Source organism: Aggregatimonas sangjinii, from assembly GCF_005943945.1.
Lineage (GTDB): Bacteria > Bacteroidota > Bacteroidia > Flavobacteriales > Flavobacteriaceae > Pelagihabitans > Pelagihabitans sangjinii.
In genome coordinates this window covers 3,684,569-3,704,732 of the sequence record NZ_CP040710.1, presented here as the reverse complement: position 1 = coordinate 3,704,732, position 20,164 = coordinate 3,684,569, and the positions used below count along the sequence as shown (strand labels likewise).

The window sequence follows — 20,164 nt, the reverse complement described above, 5'->3', positions numbered from 1 at the left end:
TCTAAGAAACCATGTGCATCAACATCCTTAAAATAGCAATCATGATAACATGCTGTATTAGCCTAACAAGTTGTGGTGAAAACGAACCTCCGGCAAAGCAGGAGTTAATTGCCTCAAGTCAGGGCTATGAATTGACCGAATCACATTTTGAAACCTATTTAAAGTATGTGGAAAACTTTGCGGGAGAGACAGCTGACCTAAAAACACAAATCGCGATAAAATCACAGCTAAAGGAGACTTTTTTAAAAGAGCCCGAAGCACTTTTAAAACAATTGGACTCATTAAGTGCCGAGGAACTTAAACCACCATTTATGCTGGAGAACAAGGAAGCCCAGTCTTCGGCCGAAACGTATGAATCCGTCGAAACACCTATGGCCGAAGGGCATAAAATCGTACGCGATCTTCTGGGTAGTGATATCGGTGAAATGCGGTTTGATACGCCAGCGGCGAACACTTTTCGAACCTATGTAGCGAATACCTTACTTACGGCTACAACCGGAAATTACAATACTGGTATAACCGGTAGCGATAGTAGAAATACGAACAGCCAAACCCAATTTTGCGCAAACGGAACCTATACCGAGGCGCTTTCTGGGCATGTAAGCATTCAGACCAACGGGGCAGGGGCCGTAAGTTCTGGTACGACCAATATCACAGGATATTGGGATGTTGCCTCATTGCCCAATGGTATGATGATCATCGTGATGTACAGCACCCATCCCTATGTTTTGGAAGATTGGCCAAACGGGATTATGCCTTTTGTCGTCGCAAAATACGGAGCCGATTTTATGGCCTTACCAAGTGGAGACCTATACCGCAGAGCTGCGAACCAGTTTTGTAATTAATTCAAATTTTTAAATAATAAATCATGAAAATTCTATTAAAGATTACCTTACTACTTGTAGTTATAAACTGCTTTCAAAGCTGTAGTAAAGATGATACGCCCGCACCCGAGCCAATTGCTCAACCGAACCCTGAACCAGAACCTGAGCCAGAAAATCAACTGCCTACGCAATCTGTTCTTTTGAGCCCAATAGCAGATGCCATAAATGTTGATGTAAAACCAACTTTTAGTTGGGAGGCAGCAACTGATCCGGACGGGGATACGATTACTTATGAGATTTATGCGGATACCACGGCAAGGCCAAGCAAATTGATAGGCACGACAACCGAAACCAATTTTGAGACCGATGAGCGATTGTGCCTACTGGAGAATTATAATTGGAAAGTGCTGGCGAAAGATGATAGAGGAGGGGAAACGGAAAGTGATAGTCAAACTTTTGACACCCGAAATATCCAATTCTCAAATGCTACCCAAAATGCCGATTTCCCGGCTAGATATGCCTTTTCAAGTGCTGTGTTTCAAAATAGGGTGTGGTTGTCAGGGGGAATTCAAAGTGACGGTCGAGGCGGTTATGAAAACTCCAATGACGTATGGTTTAGTGAAAATGGCGTGGATTGGACATTGGCAACAAGCAATGCCCAATGGCCTGTACGCAGATATCATACCATGACGGCCTTTCAAGATAAATTATGGATTATCGGTGGAGATTATGAAAGTGAAGATGCGGATGTCTGGAATAGTGAGGACGGTATAGAATGGAATTTAGTGACCAATGCTGCTGGTTTTGGTAGAATAGCGCGTCATACCACGACGGTATTCAATGATAAACTTTATGTTATCCATAGAAATAAGGTATGGTTCAGCGGCGATGGCATCGTTTGGACTTTGGCCTCCGATAATCTTATCGGAAATAGTAGGACTCGTCATACCGCGCTCAATTTTAATGATAAATTGTGGATAATAGGTGCCTCAAGTTCTACGGATTCAAACGTCATGTCAAGTTCAGATGGCATTTCATGGGAATTAGTGAATGATGATCCGTTTTCCGGTGCGAATTCTAACAGAGATAGTCATGCAAGTGCTGTTTTTGATGGAAAAATGTGGGTGATCGCGGGTTTTGGTTCCCTGAACTTGAACGACGTTTGGTTTAGTACCGACGGAGTTACTTGGACTTTAGCTTCAGAAAACAGTGCTTTTAGAGGCAGATTGTTTGCCCAAAGTCAGGTTCTCGATGATAAAATCTGGCTTTTCGGAGGGACCACCATAAACCCCAGTAACAATATCATTGACGGCACTACGAATTTAAACGATGTGTGGTTTATAGATTAACAAACTGCTCAAAAAAGTGAAATTATAAGAATTTAACATTTGAAATATAAAACTTATGAAAAATTTAATTTTTACAACAATCATTTTCTTCTCATTTCCAATTTTTCAAAACCTTAATGCGCAATCAAAAGTAATTTCCCAAAAGAAAAATCAAATTGAAAATCGAAAAGAGTTGAATGCAAAAAATTACTATTCTTTGAGCGACAAACAATATAGTAACCTTATGAATCTAAAAGACAAAAAGGAAATTACATTAAAGGATGGTAGTTTGGGGTATATAATTGGCATAGAAGAAATTGTAGTGGCAGGTTTTCTAACAAGGGAGCAATTAGACCAATTAAGACAAGTAACATGCTTAGTTCCATTGGCACCAGGCGCACCTTGTGGTGGCGACAACGAATGTAGAAGTTGTCCCGAAGGCTATATCTGCACAAGTATAACACGTCCTAGAATAAGTTTCGACTTAGAGCATATTGATCAAAATGATTTACCTACAATAACGGAAAAAGGCGAATCAGCGCGAGGCAATATTGCTATAATACGCCCAGTAATTAAAAAGTGCACCGCTTTACCGAGTAATTTACGCAACTAATCACTTCGTTTAGTTAGAAAACTCAGGGAAAACCCTGAGTTTTTTATTTCAGGGAATACCCTGAAGGTTTGCCCATCCTATCAAAATACCTTGCGACTATAACTTTTAAATACAATTACAATGAAAACCATATTTAAGATTACCCTACTATTTTTAATGATTAACGCCTTTCAAAGTTGTGCCAAAGATGATGCGCCACCGTTAGAACCTGTTGTAAAAGCCGAACCTGAGCCAGAAAACTTGCCGCCCAGTAGTTTCTCTATTGATGTAACGACGAAAAAAAATACAGCGCAAATTAGTTGGGCTGCCCCAACAGATCCTGAAGGCGACACCATACTTTACAAAATAATGCTAGGAGATTCTCTTGTTACTGAACAAAGCGAAACAAACATCGAATTTTCGAGCCTTTTATTTGAACAGGAGTACCAAGGAAAAATCATTGCTGATGATGGCAATGAAAACCAAATTGAGGTGGTTTTCAATTTTACGACCGGAATTTTATGGCTTACCCAATACGAATCCAATAACGGTTCGGGAAATGGGTATGCATACGAATACGATATCTCTGAGGCATTAAGTGCCATAGTCTTTACCAGGACCAACGAGCGGAGTAACATATCATATGATAATGAAGGTCGGTTATTGTCTTTTAAGGATATATCCTATAATTACAATAATAATGGTCTTCTTACTAGTATTAGTGATGGCAGTGGATTAGGAGATATAGAGCTACTTTATGACGATGAAGATAAAATTAGAGTGCTAAATCTTACGAGAAATGAACCAGATCGCCAAAATTATATTAGTAGAGTAAAAATCGACTTTTTTTACAACGATGCAGGTGATTTGGTTATAATGAATCGCGAAAGGAGATACTCCAGAGTTAATACAGATGGGAATGTTTTTCAATTTAATAGACAAAGACTAGTTTACGACACTTCGGGTAATGTTGTGGAGTCTATTTCTGAAGACAGCGATGATGGTGTTACATATACGGAGAGTAACAAGTTTGTAATGACCTATGATGATAAAAAGAACCCTTTAACCAATATAATTGAGAAACAAATTAAGATTGATTTTCAGCTTTTATTAGGTCTAACGAATGTATTCGATCCATTGAATTTTTCATATTTACAAATTGAGGGTTATCGCTTTGCTCTTAATCGAGGCGTTCACAATATTAAAAGCCAAAAGTTTTTCTCTGGAGAAGACTTACTTTTAGGCTATGACTATGAATATAATTACAATGCTAGTGGCTATCCCATTAGTGCTAGAGCTGTAGATAATGAGGGCAAAGAAACCTTCCCAAGGTGGACTTACGCCGATGGCCAATAGACCATCGACCAAAAAACAGCTACACCACAATTCCGTATCTTTAAGGCGCTGAAAACCAAACCTATGAAAATCAACCCCTTTAAAATCTCGCTCTTTTTTACGCTTTTGTTTCTACTATTTTCGGGATTTGGCTTAGGGCAAACTAAGGAGATTGATAGTTTAGAGGGTAAGCTGAAGACAGCGACTACTTCGCTAGAAAAAATCAGTCTTTATGATAAGTTAGCAAAAGCATTTATACATAATGACATTTCAAGGGCCAAGGCTTATAACGATTCGCTATTTGACTTAAGTCAGAAAGAAGGCAATCAAAAAATGAAGATGACTTCCATTTACAATAATGGGGTGTTTTCTAGGCTCAAAGGCGAGTATACCGAAGCGGAGAAGTCCCTAAACGAATTTTTAGATTATACTCTTTCTATAAAAGATAGTGTTGAAATAGTCAAAGCCAATTATCAGCTAGGTTCGGTTTATATGTATTTGGATAAGAAAGAAGCTGCGATTTCTAAATTTTTCGAGGCTTTAGAGTATTTAGAAAACTCCGACGATGTTGTTCAAAAGGGAAAAGTTTTGAATGGCATTGCTATTGTTTATTCGCAAACTAGTCAATATGAAAAATCAAAAGAATATAACAGTAGGGCAGTGACTATTGCTTTAAAAGAAAAAGATTCTTCATTTCTATCTATCCTTTATAATGGTTTAGGCATTACGTTGAAAAATCAAGATAGTACGGCAAAAGCCCTGCATTATTTTGAAAAATCACTCGAAATCGCTGAAAAGACGAACAATTTAAGGACAATGGGGTACCAATACCGAAATATTGGAATTATACATTCTTTGAATGAAGAATATGCCAAAGCAGAACCTTTCTTGGTAAAAGCACTAGCCATTCGCAGACAAATGAAGAATAAGAGCACTATTGGGGGGTCCTTATCAGATTTGGCAAATGTGTATTTAGAAACCGGGAGATTAGAAAAAGCTGAAGTTTATTTGAAGGAGGCCATCGCTATTTTCAAGGAAAATAAAACGGTTTCAAATGAAAATACGATGTATTATTATTTGGGTTTGCTCGAAGCCAAAAGAGGTAATTCCGAGAAAGCGCTAGCACTTATGGACAGATATTATATCACAAGAGACAGTTTGCAAAATATTGATTTACAGGAAAAAATAAATGATATTGATGTTAAATACCAATCCGAAAAAAAGGACAAAGAAATCGCCGAACAACAATTGGCCCTGGCCGATTCCCGATTGGTTATTCAAGAAAGCAACTCAAAAACCCGAACTATGAGCATATTGATCGTTTCCCTCCTTTTAGGGTCAATTTTACTGTGGTTCTCTTTCCGCCAACGCCAAAAACGCATGCAGCAACAATTGGTCGCCATCGAACGGGAACAAGAAGTAAGAACCTTGGAATCGTTGATGGAGGGCGAGGAAAAAGAACGTTTCAGAATCGCCAAAGAACTGCACGATGGTGTAAATGGCGATTTAGCCGCTATAAAATTTAAATTGACCTCACTATTGGAAACCAACAATCAAGTCATCAATGAAGCGGTAGCGATGATCGACAACAGTAGTGAACAAGTCCGTGCCATTTCCCACAATCTGGTGCCGCCCTCCCTGCGAGATTTCAATTTGCTGGAAGCGGTCGCAACCTATTGCGAGAACATGAATGCCATTCACGACCCTGAGATCAGCTTTCAACATCTGGGCGAGGATATCGTTTTGGAAAAGAAACTGGAGGCCAACCTTTTTCGTATCGTCCAAGAACTGGTGACCAATAGCATCAAACATGCCAGCGCCAAAGAAATACACGTGCAGTTAAGTAATGTTGAAGAAAATTTGCAATTGACGGTGGAAGATGATGGTAAAGGTTTTGATGTTGGCAATATAGCAAGTGACGGTATCGGAATGCAAAATGTAAAATCGCGCGTAGAGTACCTGGGGGGTCTAATGGACATCAAGTCCGACACAAAAGGCACTTCCTTTACGATAACCATAACCGATAAATCTGAAAGAGCATGATTAAAGTAGCCATAACGGACGATCATTTGTTAGTGATGCAAGGCATTGAAACCATGCTGCAACATGAGGCTTCCATTGCGGTTGTCGGTAAATATCCATCAGCGCAGGTAACCCTTGAAGAGCTTTCCTCGGAACGTCCCGATATTCTGTTATTGGACATCAACCTTCCCGATACCAATGGTATCGATCTTTGCAAACAATTGGTCGGCCTATATCCCGACCTAAAAATTATCGCCCTAAGCAGCCATGACGATACCAATTTTGTAAAACGCATCCTGAAGAACGGCGCCAGTGGTTATCTTCTAAAAAACACTAGTAAGGAAGAGCTGTTGGAGGCCTTCGAAACCGTACTTACCGATGGGCAGTACCTGCAGGCCACCATCCAAAAAAAATTGCTCAACCAATCCCTCGGTAACCAAAAACGAAATACCCTTAAACCCAAACTAACCCGCAGGGAAAAGGAAGTGCTGGCTGCTATATGCGAAGAATTGACTACCCAAGAAATCGCCGAGCAACTTTTCGTAAGCCCCAAAACCGTAGAGACCCATCGTATGAACCTGATCAGTAAATTGGGTGCTCGCAATAGTGTCGGACTAGCCAAAATCGCGATTGAGCAGGAGTTGTTGAAATAACATCCCCACCCTAGCCCTCCCCAAAGGGGAGGGATTTCTACACTACTATTTTCCAACCTTAAGATTCATTTCATTTATAGGGTATTCCCTCTCCCTCGGAGGGGGCTAGGGGGAGGACTCAGGGAAAACCCTGAGTTTTTTCTTTCAGGGAATACCCCGAAGGTTTTCAAACAAGCTAACAATACCTTGTAGCCATAATAGTTAAAACCATAATGTGATGAAAACCATTTTAAGAATAACCTTTTTCTCTCTGCTCTTTATAACCTTTAGTTGTAGCAAAGATGAAACGCCGACACCGGAACCTATTGCTCAACCAGATCCCGAACCGACTCCTGAGCCGGTATCGGAAAATCAGCCGCCTTTGGAATTTGAATTGGTTGCGGTGTCCAATAATGCCATTGCCGTAGAATTATTGCCCACTTTCAGTTGGAATGCCACGACAGATCCCGATGGCGATACGGTCACCTATGACCTTTATGTAGACGAAGGCGAAACCGCCGAGCAGCTGTATGCCGAAAATCTGACTGAAACCAGTTTTGAGGTGACCGAACGTTTGGGCCTGTTACAAGACTATACATGGCGGGTGGTTGCCAAAGATAAACAAGGTGCAACGGCAAGTAGTGCAACCCGTACCTTTACTACAAGAACGATAAATTTTGATGTTGGTGCCGTGACCGAAAATGCACAATTTACCGGGCGTAGGGGGCATTCTTCCATAGTATTCGATGATAAAATGTGGGTTGTCGGGGGCTATGATGAAAATTTTGACTATCAAAATGATGTATGGTCCAGTGAAGATGGTATTACCTGGACCGCGGCGACTACTTCGGCAGCGTTTTCAGGGCGAACATTTGCCAGTTCGGTAGTTTTTGACAATAAACTATGGATTATTGGAGGGTATAACGGCATTGAAAGATACAATGATGTATGGTTCAGTAGCGATGGAGTTACTTGGACAGAGGCTACCGGGACAGCGGCGTTTGAAGAACGATACAATCAAACTTCCTTGGTATTCGACAATAAAATGTGGGTGCTGGGAGGGCAGATCGATAGCAATGTGAGACTGAACGATGTATGGTTCAGTGAAGACGGGATTACTTGGGTAGAGGCTGATGTTACGAGTCCCTTTGCGATACGTGAAGCGCATACATCGGTGGTATTCGACAATAAAATGTGGGTCATTGCAGGATTTGGTCAAGGAGACTTGAACGATATATGGTCTAGCGAAGATGGCCTGGTATGGACCGAAGCGACCAATGAAGCGGCATTTTCAGGGCGTCACGGGCTCACTACCGTAGTATTTGACGATAAACTTTGGGTCATTGGCGGTACCGATCGAAATTTTCAAAGGCGGAACGATGTATGGTTCAGTAAAGATGGTATTACTTGGAAAGAAGCCAGCAGTGAAGCGCCGTTTACCAAACGGTATTACCATAGTTCTGTAGCTTTTGACGATAAAGTTTGGGTCATAGGCGGCGATTATGACAGTGGAAGAGGAAGGGATAATGATGTATGGACCTTCGATTAAGTTCTATACGGTATGTTTTAAAATTAAAAGCTCTCGAAAGAGGGCTTTTTTCGTAAATAGCCCGTCCGGTAAAGCGAGTAACGAATAGCATTTAGCCTTTGTGTAACTTCAACTGAATCCGCTTTCTAGCAATATCCACGGACAGCACTTTAACGATAATCTGCTGCTGCAAACTCACATGCGCATTTACATCGATTACAAAACTGTCGGACAGATTGGAAACATGAATCAGTCCGCTCTCCTTGATGCCGATATCCACAAAGCAGCCGAAATTGGTGATGTTGTTGACGATACCGGGAAGCAATTGCCCCTCACGTACATCGGTTATTTTGCGTATGTTCTGGTCAAAGGTGAAGACTTTGGCTTTTTCGCGACGATCGAGACCAGGTTTTTCCAATTCCTCGATAATATCCTTAAGTGTGGGCAAACCGACGTTTTCCGTCAGGTAGTTGTTCAAATCGATTTGCTGCAGTTCGCTCGTGTTTCCGATGAGGTCTGAAATGGACTTCCCAGTATCCTTCGCCATTTGTTTGACAATAGGATAGCTTTCCGGATGTACGGCGGAATCATCCAAAGGGTTCTTGCCATCTTTGATGCGAAGAAATCCTGCGCCCTGCTCAAAAGCTTTTTCCCCAAGACGAGGCACTTTTTTGATAGTGGCCCTATCTGCAAAAGAGCCATTTTCAGTGCGGTAGGCGACAATGTTTTCGGCCAATTTTGGTCCGATGCCCGATACATAACTCAATAAGGGAACACTTGCAGTATTGATATTTACCCCAACGGAATTTACACAACGCTCTACGACACTGTCTAGCGAACTCTGCAACTTGCTTTGGTCTACATCATGCTGATACTGCCCCACGCCGATGGACTTCGCATCTATTTTAACGAGTTCGGCCAAGGGGTCGGCAAGTCGGCGGCCAATCGAAACCGCACCACGGACGGTCACATCGTAATTGGGAAATTCGTCCCGCGCGATTTTGGATGCCGAATAAATAGACGCCCCAGCTTCGCTTACCACATAGACTTCAATGGGATTTTTAAAATGGATGCGTTTAATAAGTTGTTCCGTTTCCCTTGAAGCGGTACCGTTGCCAATGGCGATAGCCTCGATTTTATGGGAATCGACCAAACTGCTTATTTTTTTAATCGCTTCCGAACTTTTGTTTTGGGGCGCATGGGGATAAATGGTTTCATTGTGTTGCAAAGCGCCCTGCGCACTTAGGCAAACGACTTTACAACCACTTCTAAAACCAGGGTCGATTGCTAAGATTCGTTTTTCGCCCAAGGGGGCAACCAAGAGTAGTTGTTTTAGGTTTTTTGAGAATACTTTTATGGCTTCGGCATCGGCCTTTTCTTTAGCCACTTTTAAGAGTTCGTTGGATAGGGAAGGAAATAGCAAACGTTTATAGGCATCGGCTAGTGCCATACGGATCTGTGGTACACAGGAATTATTCGATTTGATGATACGATCGGCTATTTTGGATAACATATGGTCATCGTCAATTTCAACTTTGACCCGTATAAAGCCTTCGTTTTCAGCACGAAGAATCGCTAAGAATCGATGCGAGGGACATCTTTTCAAGGCTTCGCTCCAATCAAAATAATCACGGAATTTTTGGGCCTTCTCGCTTTCCCTTTGGGTCCCGATGACCTTGGTAGTAAGCATGGCCGACCGTTCCAATTGATTTCGAATCTGGTTGCGAACCGAAATACGTTCGTTCAGCCATTCGGCAATGATATGGCGGGCACCTTCCAATGCATCCGCAACTGTTTTAATTTCGGTCTTTACATACCGCTCGGCCGCCTGTTCGACATTTGTATGGTTTTGCGCCATGATGATTTTGGCCAAAGGCTCCAATCCGTTTTTTCGGGCAGTTTCCGCTTTGGTCTTTCGTTTTTTCTTAAAGGGGAGGTACAGGTCTTCAAGGGTGACCAAATTTGCTGCTATCTCAATTTGCGATCGGAGTTCGTCCGTTAACAAATCTTGTTCTTCAATGGATTTTAGAACGGTTGATTTTCTTTTTTCAAGTACCTCAAAAGCTTCTTTATACTGAACTATGGCCGTAATCTGAACTTCGTCGAGATTTCCGGTTTTTTCTTTGCGGTAACGGGAAATAAAAGGCACGGTACAGTCTTGGTCGAGCAGTTCAACGGTGTGTTGAATACTCTTTTCGGGGAGCTGGGTGTGTTTGGTAATGTAGGGAATGAGTTGCATTTAGTTGCCTGAATTAAGAATGCAAAACTAAGCAAATACCTTGTTTGCCGTCCCAGAAGGGTTAAAGTGATTTTTTAGTCCGGCTGCAGAAAAGTCTTGAACATGCTGCCCCAATTCATATTATCATTCGTATTGGGCGCGCCATTATCGTCCAAGAGGGCATTTTGGTCTTGGGAATTCCGGTTCCATAGCCATGCTAGAGCACCAATGTTCAAGTCATCACAGGCTGTCAGGAAGTCTTGAGGGTTGCTCAGTGGAGCACCTTCGGTAATCACCCCAACTTCGCCAAATATAAACGGAATCCGTAGCTGCTTCAAAGCGGATAGTCTACCCGAAATACTTTCATAGCTGCTATTTTCGTTCCATTTACCATATGCATGTAAATCAAATAGAATGTCATCATATTGCGCTAGTAGGGCAGCACCTTTTTCCAATAAGACCGCCTCACTTTGACCCTGTTCATTCCCGGCAACAAGTATAATGTTATCAAAACCGGGAATCGTTCGAAGGTTCGCTACCATGTCTTGGTGATCGGCCAACCATAGTTCATGGGAATAGTTGTTTTCATTGTTGAAGTGATACGGCTCGTTCCAAACTTGAATCCAAACATCATCTTGGCCTTTAAAGAAATCGGCAATCGCCCTGAGCTTGAGCTTGTAATCATCATAAAAGGGGGTTTCGCTTGGATTTTCACCGGTAAAGAGCGTCTGTTTTCCCTCGGTATCGACCCAGCCGAACGGACACAAAATGGTGATTCTCTTATTCTTGCGATGTTCGACAACAATTGAATCCAAGGAATGCAAATACTTTCCTTGTGTATCTTGAAGTGGCCAACCCGCTATGGGCTGTTCCCTAAGGTTGCCAATAAATTCCCTAACGATGGTAATATGCCATTCGGCCATTTGGCCGTCTTTTGAAATTCCAAAAGAGTTTAGCGCATTCACCCCTTTAGGCTGTATGAATTTGCCATCCTTTAGAATAAGGCCATCTTGTATTGTATATCCAGAAGCCGCTTCTAGCGTGTCGTTGGTTGGATTTTCTACGGGTTCTTGAAGATTATTATTTTGATTTTCTATGGGCTTAATTTCATCAGTCGAACAGGATAAAAAGAGCGCCATTAGGGAAATCAGCGAATAAAGTCGGGAAACTTTCATGATACCTTAACGGAAGATTTCCCATTTTCTTGTTGCGAATTAGGTGGTCGCTACAGGTCGGTAATTATTAAGGTAACATGCCCTGATACTCTGTTGAATTTCGCGCCATGGTCGCAAAGTAGGGTATCCGTTGTCGCGTGAATCCAGAGGTCTACTACCTCATTTTTGAGCATCCTCAGAAGATATTTGATTTTTATCCGGTTTTTTCTTTGCGGTAACGGGAAATAAAAGGCGCGGTTCGGTCTTGGTCAAGAAGTTATACTGTATTTTTAATTTTCTTTTCGGATAGAAGGGTATGATGTTTTAGGATGTAGCCTACTAATTGAATAGAATCAATTTTTGCTACATGAAATTGAAATAATTTTTGAAGAGAACCTTATTTTGCCTTTCGTTAATTCCATGATCTTGTTACCAAAGTCACGAAGAGTAGTTAAATTAAAATTAACTACTGTGCTGACCTGTAGTCCGATTGTTTGCTGTACTTTTTGAATTAACCGATTCTATTGTAGTTAGATAGTGATTTTAACACGTCAAAAGTTATTTTATAGCTCTGGAATCATTCTGAATCCATTGATTTTTTTAATTCCCTATATTTTTGCAAATCTTTCGCAGCTAAATGATTTTTATTCATAGCAGTATAAAGCTTGCTTCTCAATAAGTAATTATAACTATTGTTCTTGTTTAAGACAATAGCTTTTGAAATTGAATTAACTGATTCATCATATAAACCTTTTTCTGCATACAAAGCACCTAAGTTAAGATAAGCTAAGGATGAATTTGGATCTAATTTCAATGCTCGTTCATAGTGCAAAATACCGCTGTCGTAATCTCTAAGTCTAGTGTAACACAAACCTAAGTTTATGTGTCTATTTGCCTTTTTAGGATTAAGTGCGATAGCTTTTTGAAATTCTTTTATCGCCTTATGGTGATAAAATGGGTCATTTGAAACGAGTCCAAAATCTGATAGAACAGCTCCTTTTTGGTTAATATAACTTCCATTTGGAGTAATTGCTATTGCTTTTTCAATATTGGTTAAGGATTCGGTGTGGTTTCCTAAAAGATAAAAAACTATAGATTTGTTATAGTAAACATAGGATAGGTTTTCATTCAGCTTTAATGCTCTATCATAGTTTGACAGCACATTATTTTTTAAAAGCTGAATGTCTAGCGTTTGCTCGGCTAGATTTAAGTCCTCCTTTATAAAAACTTCTGATGAAGTCGCTAAATTGGACTTGTGTATATAGAGGTTCAAATATGAAGTTCCTAAATAGAAATAAATATCAGGATTTAACTTATTGTAAGATTTTGCTTTTTCGAATAATTCTACAGCATCATTGTATTTTTTCAATGTAAATGCTCCAAGACCTTTAATATAACTAGATTTAGACTCTTTTATAGCATTTTTGGCAATTTCGTAAAGCTGTTCCTTACTGAATCCAGTTTCTTCTAGTATATCGAAATCACTTGAATTACTATTTTTGATGTATGCCTCCAAGGCTTTAAGCTCAATTTCATTTTTCAGACCTGAAACCGCTTTTAATATCTCTTTTTTGTTTTTTATTCCCTCATCAATTATATCGGTTTTATCTTGTTCGCTATTTTTATCGCTAAGGTACTGAACGCTCAGAGTAACCCCTAAAGCGACTAGTCCACCAATGGTTAGCAAGATGTAAATCATTTTATTTCTTGACATTTTCAATTTCTAACTAATTCCCTCCCCATTCCCAACCCCATCTTCATCCGGGTTGACAAACACTAACTTCCCATCGGCATTCTCCGTCATCAGAATCATGCCTTCGCTATCTACACCACGCAAAGCTCGGGGCGCCAAATTAATCAGCACGGTCACTTTTTTACCGACGACTTCTTCTGGTGTAAAGCTCTCCGCAATTCCCGAGACTATGGTTCGGGTATCCAGACCGGTATCGACTTTTAGGACAAGTAACTTTTTGGTCTTGGCCATTTTTTCGGCTTGCACTATGGTACCTACACGCATGTCCAATTTGGTAAAATCATCAAAAGTAATCGTATCTTTTTGTGGCATCAGTGCTGCGTTTGCATTTTCATTGGTCTTTTTAGTGGCTTCCAATTTGTCCAGTTGCGCTTGAATTTCGTAGTCCTCCACTTTTCGGAACAGCAGTTCTGCTTTATTGATTTGGTGTCCGCTAGAGAGCAGCATATCTTTTGATGAAACATCTGCCCAGCTGAGGCTTCGACTCCGCTCAGCCTCCGAAGAGCGGTCACTGAGCGTAGCCGAATCGCGGTCACTGAGCGTAGCCGAAGTGATATTTAGCATATTTTTCAATTTTTCTGAAGTAAACGGCAAAAAGGGCTCACTCAGCACGGCCAAGCTAGCCGCGATTTGTAGGGCTACGAACATGATGGTTTGTACGCGGGCTTCATCTTCCTTAATAACCTTCCAGGGTTCCTCATCGGCCAGGTATTTATTTCCTAGACGGGCGAGGTTCATCAACTCTTGACCAGCTTCCCGAAAACGGTAACGGTCAATAGAGCTTGCAATGGTTTCCGGAAATTTTTTTAACGCCGCCAAAGTTTCCAAATCGATTTCAGAGAATTCGGACGGGGTCGGCACTATTCCGTCATAATATTTGTTGGTCAGTACTACCACGCGATTGATAAAGTTTCCAAAGACAGCGACCAATTCATTGTTATTGCGTGCTTGAAAATCCTTCCACGTAAAATCATTGTCCTTGGTCTCGGGCGCATTTGCGGTTAGCGTGTAACGCAAGACATCTTGCATATCTGGAAATTCCACCAAATATTCATGCAACCAAACCGCCCAATTTTTTGAGGTCGATAATTTGTTTCCCTCTAAGTTCAAGAACTCGTTGGCCGGAACGTTCTCTGGAAGTATATAACTTCCTTCCGCCTTTAGCATGCATGGGAATATGATGCAATGAAAAACAATATTGTCTTTCCCGATAAAATGTACCAATTTGGTATCCTTGTCCTTCCAATAGGGTTCCCAGTCCTTACCTTCACGGGCCGCCCACTCTTTGGTAGACGAAATATAACCGATGGGCGCATCGAACCAAACGTACAATACTTTGCCTTCCCCGCCTTCCACAGGAACGGGAATGCCCCAATCCAGATCACGGGTTACGGCTCTAGGTTCCAGACCGCCATCGATCCAACTTTTACATTGGCCGTATACGTTAGGCTTCCAATCGTGTTTATGGCCTTTTAATATCCATTCCGTCAGGAAATCCTCGTACTTATTTAACGGTAAAAACCAATGTTTGGTTTCTTTTAGGGTCGGTATCGCTCCCGATAAGGTCGATTTCGGATCGATCAAATCCGTGGCATTTAAACTCGATCCACAATTTTCACATTGATCCCCGTAGGCTTCTTCGTTCCCGCATTTGGGGCAGGTGCCAATAACAAAACGATCGGCCAGGAATTGCTCCGCTTCGGCATCGTATAATTGCGCCGTGGTCTCTTCGATAAAATCGCCCTGATCGTATAGTTTTTTAAAGAATTCCTGCGATGTCTTGTGGTGGATCTCCCTTGAAGTACGGGAATAGTTATCGAAGGTAATCCCGAATTCCTGAAAGGATCGGCGGATGATGTCATCGTACTTGTCGATGATTTCGGATGGACTCACCCCTTCTTTCTTGGCTTTCATCGATATGGCAACGCCATGCTCATCACTACCGCACACAAAAAGCACATCTTTACCGATACCCCTTAAATAGCGGGCATAGATATCCGCAGGAATATACACCCCGGCCAAATGCCCAATATGTAGAGGGCCATTCGTATACGGTAATGCCGCGGTTATAGTGTACCGGCCCGCCGCAGCGGAGAGCTTATTTGAATCGGTAGATTGTTCTGCCATTGGAATTATTTTACTAGCGCACAAAAATAGCACATTTCGTACGGAATCCGGACAGACAAGCGGAATAGGGTTTTATATCAAAACGCAAGACCCTCGAGGTAGTGTAGGACTACTATCGAGGGTCTCGCTATTGTGGGGGTAACATTGGGGACGAAAAATCTTTCTAAATCATATAAGTTATCAAGCCACTAGGACCGATTTTGCCATTTTTTGGTCTTGCACCATAATTCTGTAAATGTATTTGCCAGTGGCCAGATTTTGGCGAACACCGTCGCGAATGTTGATTTCACGGGTACCTTCCATCACCATCTCATTAAAGATCGTTCCGACTTTCTGTCCCATGATGTTGTACAATTGAATGTCGACATGAGCGCTAAACGGCATTTCCAAATAGATATGCGGATTTTCATCGCTAGGATAAAAAGGCCTGTGGATAACGGCATCGGCAAGTTCTGGATTCGGAGTGGTAGGGTCGCCGGAATCGGGTTGGTCCGGTGGCGTTACCTCACCATCACTGTAAACGATATCGGGAAAATCCACACCGCTACAGTTAAAGCCAAGATTGATGGGATTATAGGTATACCCTCCTAAAATATGTTGTTCTACCAAAGGAATGGGGATACAGAGCCATTCGGCCATTACCGTGGCATACAAGTGTCTGAAATCCATAGTATATTCCAAGTTGCCGCGCCCATCAGGGTTGGCCAGTGTGGGGTGATCGCCTACGAAAGCGCTGCCATTAAGTCCTGCACCAAAGAAAAGGGTTGGTGCTGCCTTCCCATGGTCGGTACCGTTGGAGCCATTTTCGAATATACGTCTTCCGAACTCGGAGAACGTCATGCTCAGGACTTTATCGTCTTGTTCCGTAAAGGCCAAGTCATCATAAAAATTGTCTACGGCCACCGAAAGGTATGTCATCAATCGCTCGTGCGCCAAAGGCTGATTGCCATGCGTATCAAACCCGCCCAGAGTGATCATATATACTTTCGTGCCCAGATTGCCTTTGATCAGTCGTGCCAACAAAGCCAATTGCCGCGCAATACCATTGTCCTGATATTCTACCTGGTTTTGGCCGCGTGCGTAGGCATCCGCGATGGTACCTGAATATTCATACGTAACATTGGCGACACCCCTTAAAAATTGCAATTGGTCCCCGTACATACAGTCGTCAAACAGGGCAGGGTCTAGATTATACTGTAAACCGGTTTCCGCGATTTCTTCCAATTGGTCGATATTGGAGGCCACAAAGGCATAATTGGTTTCTTCGCCCTGAAAAACAAGGCTACCAAAGTTACCAATTTGCACAGCGGCGGGTGCCGGCGGCGGATTGAATAGGTAATCGGGATAGATATTTTCGAAATGCCGTCCCATCCAACCCGTATCCTCCCCATCGAAGCCCGTAGTATTCAGATCGGTATTGGAAAAGATATCGGTTCCGGTAAAATGCGATAGACTCTGGCCTTCATAGCCTACTCCGTGTACGGCCTTAAATTGCCCGTCTCCCCACATTTGTTCTAGTGAACCCATATAGGTGGGCACACCAAATTCGTCGGTCAACTTCAATACCTTACTTTCTGGAATATAGATATTGGGTCGTGCATTGGCATAGAGGTCGTATTGATTGATCGGAATCACGGTACTCAGCCCATCGTTCCCGCCTGAGAGACGTATCAATATAAGTATGTTATCGGTGTTTGCCGCAGAGATGGCCGCACTCAATGGAGAAGGTGCCGAAGCGGTCAACATATTGCCGCCCAAAAGCATAGAACCGGATCCGGCTATGCCCAAGGCCTGCATAAAGGAACGCCTACTCCATGTTTTGTGTTCTTCATCGTGGCCGTCGTGTTGAATGCCCTTGTGTGGACTATTATCGTGGGTATCGCACATAATCGTAGGTTTTATTTTAGTTGAAATTCAGGTTGTCTTACCAAATGCAGCAATAAGAGATAAACTTGTGAATCGGCATTCTGGAGCATCATGTTCCAAGAATTGTTTTGATAGACCATATCCGATTCGTAGGGCTCTTTGAACACATCGATCGCCGCACCATAATCGATTTCGGTAAGTAGGCCTTTGGGTGTGATTTTATCGATAATGGCCCGTGCCACCTCGTCCGGGTCGTTGGTAGTGGCACCATTAGCACCTGTGGCCTCAATTCCAAAAGTCCGGAATTGCTCCTGATCGTTATTCCAATAGTCTTGTACGAACATTTCCATGGTGAGCCAACGCCCGATCATGAAATTGGTATTGATCCAACTTCGGTCACGCTGCCAACCGGCTACATCTACAGGGTTGAATAAGGTTTGGCTCAGGAGGCTACAATTGTCTATGGCACTATCCAAGGTATCGTTCGAGTAGGTGAAATCGGTTTCTTTTACGAAGTTCAGATATATGTCGTAGGGGCTTTTGATGATGACGCCGACGGCAGTATCGTCGAAAAAGTGTGCACTTTTAAGAAGCTGGCCGACCACTGGGGCGATTTCGAAATTATTCGCTACGAAGGTCGCCGCCATTCCCGAGATGATGGCTTCGGCGTTACCCGTTGCATCTTTTGAGTCTGGATGTACGAAAAATTCGTAAAGCTTTCTGCAGATAAAGGCTGCTATTTCATTAGAACGTTCTTCGAAAAGAATGTTGATGACATCGTCGTAACCCCAATTTCCTGTTCTACCGAAGATGGTTTTACTGCCGCTGTCGTGACGTTCCGGGTTAAAGGCGACTGGTGTCCACCGTACGTCACCGCGATCTACATAACCTGTTAAGGCCCTTGCCGTTTCAATGATATCCTGCTCGGTGTAGCTCGGACCATCGCCCAATGTGAACAGTTCATATAGTTCCCTTCCGTAATTTTCATTGGGATTATTGCCATTGTTGAAAACCCCGTCTAGATAGAACAGCATGGCATCGGTCAGTCCGATTTCGCTCACGAAGGTTCTGAAATTCCCTAGTGCATTACGCTGTAGACAATTTGTGTAGTAATAGAGAAAAGGATTGCTTTCGTACACCTCATATTCAGTAACGAAATGATTACTCCAAAAAAAGCTCATTCGGTCTTTAAGGCCGTTATCAAGGAGTGCATTGGTATAAGCTAATCGCCATTCATTGATTTGACTTCGAAAAATTGGGCGGGCATCCTCGCTCTCCGGAGGATAGTTATCCCTGTTCCAATCGGCCCATACCGGTGCCGGTATATCCGGGGCAGCCAAGGCTTGCGCAACTAAATTGTCTACCAGGGTACTGGCATTCTGGCCTATCGCGGCATCAATTGTCTGAACCGATGCACTAAAACCCAACCTTCTATAGAGATGGGCGGCCTTTGTTTTGTCTAAGGGTACTGTATATGCCGTTAAGGGGGCTGTATTACAGTTAACAAAGTATTCCATAATTTCGGTGGTTAAGAACCTGTTTATGATTTGGGGGCATTCTCTAAACGGTAGAAGATTTTGCTTAGTGTATGAATCCTAGTATTTTCGACGTATGGTCGTTCGGTGTAGGTAGTATCTGGCAGTGATGGGAGCTTAATTGGATATTCTATCGATAAACTGCAACTCTAGTCGATCTTCAATAAAACTACATGGGTAAGCATAACGAATTCGGAAAGGAAGGAGAGGAAATTGCGGTCAATTTCCTTTTGGAGAAAGGTTACCGCATCCTGTACCGAAATTTCAGGTATCTCAAGGCCGAAATCGATATCATAGCGGAAAAAGATGATATCGTAGCAATAGTGGAGGTGCGGGCCAGAAGCAATGACCAAATTATTGCCATTGCGGATACCATTACCCCGAAAAAGATAAAACTATTGGTAGCGGCGGCCGATTATTATGTGACCGAGATGAAGCTTGATAAAGAAATACGGTTCGATATCATCGCGATTTTAAAGAATAAAAAACTTTTTAAAATCGAACATATGGAAAGTGCATTCTATCATTTTTAAAAATTTGTTCAATTTATAACAAATTGTTATTTTTGATTCAAATTAGTATCGCATGAAAACCATCTCATCCGTAGTGGAGGGCTACATCAAGAAAAAACCGTTTTTACAAAGTGCCTTGGCCCAAGGTATTATCAACTTGACTTCGTTATCGCGAATCGTAAAACCCGAAATTCAGGACGAATTGGGAAAAGAGGTGCGTAATGGGGCTATCGTTATGGCATTAAAACGCCTGTCCGATGATTTGGAATTTCGGGCTACCCACAAAATATTGAAAGTGCTCAAGAACATCGGCGAGATCACCGTTCGTTCTTCCCTGACCGATTTTACCTTTTTGGTCTCCGACACCATTTTATCGCAGCAAGCCAAATTGTTAGAGGAAGTGAATACCAACCAAGATGTGTTCTACACTTCTTCCCGAGGGGTGAATGAGATGAATATTGTGGTAAGCAATAGTATGGATGCGGTCGTCGAAAAGCTTTTTCAAGCGGAGCGATGCACACAGAAGGCAACGAACCTGTCTTCGATAACCGTAAAATTACCTGCCGAAAATGTTTCTGTTCCCGGAATCTATTATTTTATTTTTCAACGTTTGGCCTGGGAAGGTATCGTGCTTTACGAAGTCATATCGACCACCAATGAATTTACGATTCTCGTAAACGACGATCAGGTAGATGTCGCCTTCAAAACAATAAAGGATTTGAAGACGCTCTGAACCGG

15 protein-coding genes and 1 pseudogene are annotated in these 20,164 nt (G+C 42.3%); 9 read left to right on the top strand and 7 right to left on the bottom strand.

The window, feature by feature from the left end:
• The first annotated feature begins 41 nt into the window (after positions 1 to 41).
• The 7 genes from FGM00_RS15520 to FGM00_RS15490 all read left to right on the top strand — a co-directional run bounded on the left by FGM00_RS15520 (position 42) and on the right by FGM00_RS15490 (position 8,282).
• Positions 42 to 845 (top strand): hypothetical protein, encoded by an 804-nt coding sequence (locus FGM00_RS15520; protein ID WP_138853784.1) that lies wholly within the window; start codon positions 42 to 44, stop codon positions 843 to 845.
• A 23-nt stretch (positions 846 to 868) separates the two neighbouring features.
• Positions 869 to 2,173 carry a Kelch repeat-containing protein gene (locus FGM00_RS15515; protein ID WP_138853783.1) on the top strand — a complete coding sequence of 435 codons (1,305 nt, stop codon included), beginning with the start codon at positions 869 to 871 and terminating at the stop codon, positions 2,171 to 2,173.
• 55 nt (positions 2,174 to 2,228) lie between these two features.
• Positions 2,229 to 2,765, top strand: coding sequence for a hypothetical protein (locus FGM00_RS15510; RefSeq protein ID WP_138853782.1), 537 nt, complete (start codon positions 2,229 to 2,231; stop codon positions 2,763 to 2,765).
• A gap of 120 nt (positions 2,766 to 2,885) precedes the next feature.
• Positions 2,886 to 4,100, top strand: coding sequence for a fibronectin type III domain-containing protein (locus tag FGM00_RS15505; RefSeq protein ID WP_138853781.1), 1,215 nt, complete (start codon positions 2,886 to 2,888; stop codon positions 4,098 to 4,100).
• A 63-nt stretch (positions 4,101 to 4,163) separates the two neighbouring features.
• On the top strand, positions 4,164 to 6,122 hold the full coding sequence (locus FGM00_RS15500; protein ID WP_138853780.1) for an ATP-binding protein: 1,959 nt from the start codon (positions 4,164 to 4,166) through the stop codon (positions 6,120 to 6,122).
• A complete protein-coding gene (locus FGM00_RS15495) occupies positions 6,119 to 6,754 on the top strand; it encodes a response regulator (RefSeq protein ID WP_138853779.1) in 636 nt (211 codons plus the stop codon). The genes FGM00_RS15500 and FGM00_RS15495 overlap by 4 nt, the downstream gene beginning before the upstream one ends.
• A gap of 217 nt (positions 6,755 to 6,971) precedes the next feature.
• Positions 6,972 to 8,282 (top strand): Kelch repeat-containing protein, encoded by a 1,311-nt coding sequence (locus FGM00_RS15490; protein WP_138853778.1) that lies wholly within the window; start codon positions 6,972 to 6,974, stop codon positions 8,280 to 8,282.
• A 91-nt stretch (positions 8,283 to 8,373) separates the two neighbouring features.
• Here FGM00_RS15490 and FGM00_RS15485 read toward each other — a convergent pair whose 3' ends face one another.
• From FGM00_RS15485 to FGM00_RS15460, 7 genes and pseudogenes are all read right to left on the bottom strand, one after another.
• Complete coding sequence (locus FGM00_RS15485; RefSeq protein ID WP_138853777.1) at positions 8,374 to 10,500, bottom strand: Tex family protein; 2,127 nt, start codon at positions 10,498 to 10,500, stop codon at positions 8,374 to 8,376.
• A gap of 74 nt (positions 10,501 to 10,574) precedes the next feature.
• Positions 10,575 to 11,654 (bottom strand): cellulase family glycosylhydrolase, encoded by a 1,080-nt coding sequence (locus tag FGM00_RS15480; protein ID WP_236262816.1) that lies wholly within the window; start codon positions 11,652 to 11,654, stop codon positions 10,575 to 10,577.
• 193 nt (positions 11,655 to 11,847) lie between these two features.
• Positions 11,848 to 11,907 (bottom strand): annotated as a pseudogene (locus FGM00_RS20160) (hypothetical protein); the annotation flags it as partial.
• A gap of 303 nt (positions 11,908 to 12,210) precedes the next feature.
• Positions 12,211 to 13,347, bottom strand: a complete 1,137-nt coding sequence (locus tag FGM00_RS15475) for a tetratricopeptide repeat protein (RefSeq protein ID WP_138853776.1) — start codon at positions 13,345 to 13,347, stop codon at positions 12,211 to 12,213.
• A gap of 9 nt (positions 13,348 to 13,356) precedes the next feature.
• Positions 13,357 to 15,513, bottom strand: coding sequence for a methionine--tRNA ligase (metG, locus tag FGM00_RS15470; protein WP_138853775.1), 2,157 nt, complete (start codon positions 15,511 to 15,513; stop codon positions 13,357 to 13,359).
• A gap of 180 nt (positions 15,514 to 15,693) precedes the next feature.
• Positions 15,694 to 17,400, bottom strand: coding sequence for a DUF1501 domain-containing protein (locus FGM00_RS15465; protein WP_138853774.1), 1,707 nt, complete (start codon positions 17,398 to 17,400; stop codon positions 15,694 to 15,696).
• An 11-nt stretch (positions 17,401 to 17,411) separates the two neighbouring features.
• Positions 17,412 to 18,896: a DUF1800 domain-containing protein gene (locus tag FGM00_RS15460; RefSeq protein ID WP_138853773.1), complete on the bottom strand. Its 1,485-nt coding sequence runs from the start codon at positions 18,894 to 18,896 to the stop codon at positions 17,412 to 17,414.
• A gap of 191 nt (positions 18,897 to 19,087) precedes the next feature.
• Here FGM00_RS15460 and FGM00_RS15455 point away from each other — a divergent pair, with 191 nt between their 5' ends.
• Positions 19,088 to 19,447 (top strand): YraN family protein, encoded by a 360-nt coding sequence (locus FGM00_RS15455; RefSeq protein WP_138853772.1) that lies wholly within the window; start codon positions 19,088 to 19,090, stop codon positions 19,445 to 19,447.
• A 52-nt stretch (positions 19,448 to 19,499) separates the two neighbouring features.
• Positions 19,500 to 20,159, top strand: a complete 660-nt coding sequence (locus FGM00_RS15450; protein ID WP_138853771.1) for an aspartate kinase — start codon at positions 19,500 to 19,502, stop codon at positions 20,157 to 20,159.
• Positions 20,160 to 20,164 lie beyond the last annotated feature (5 nt).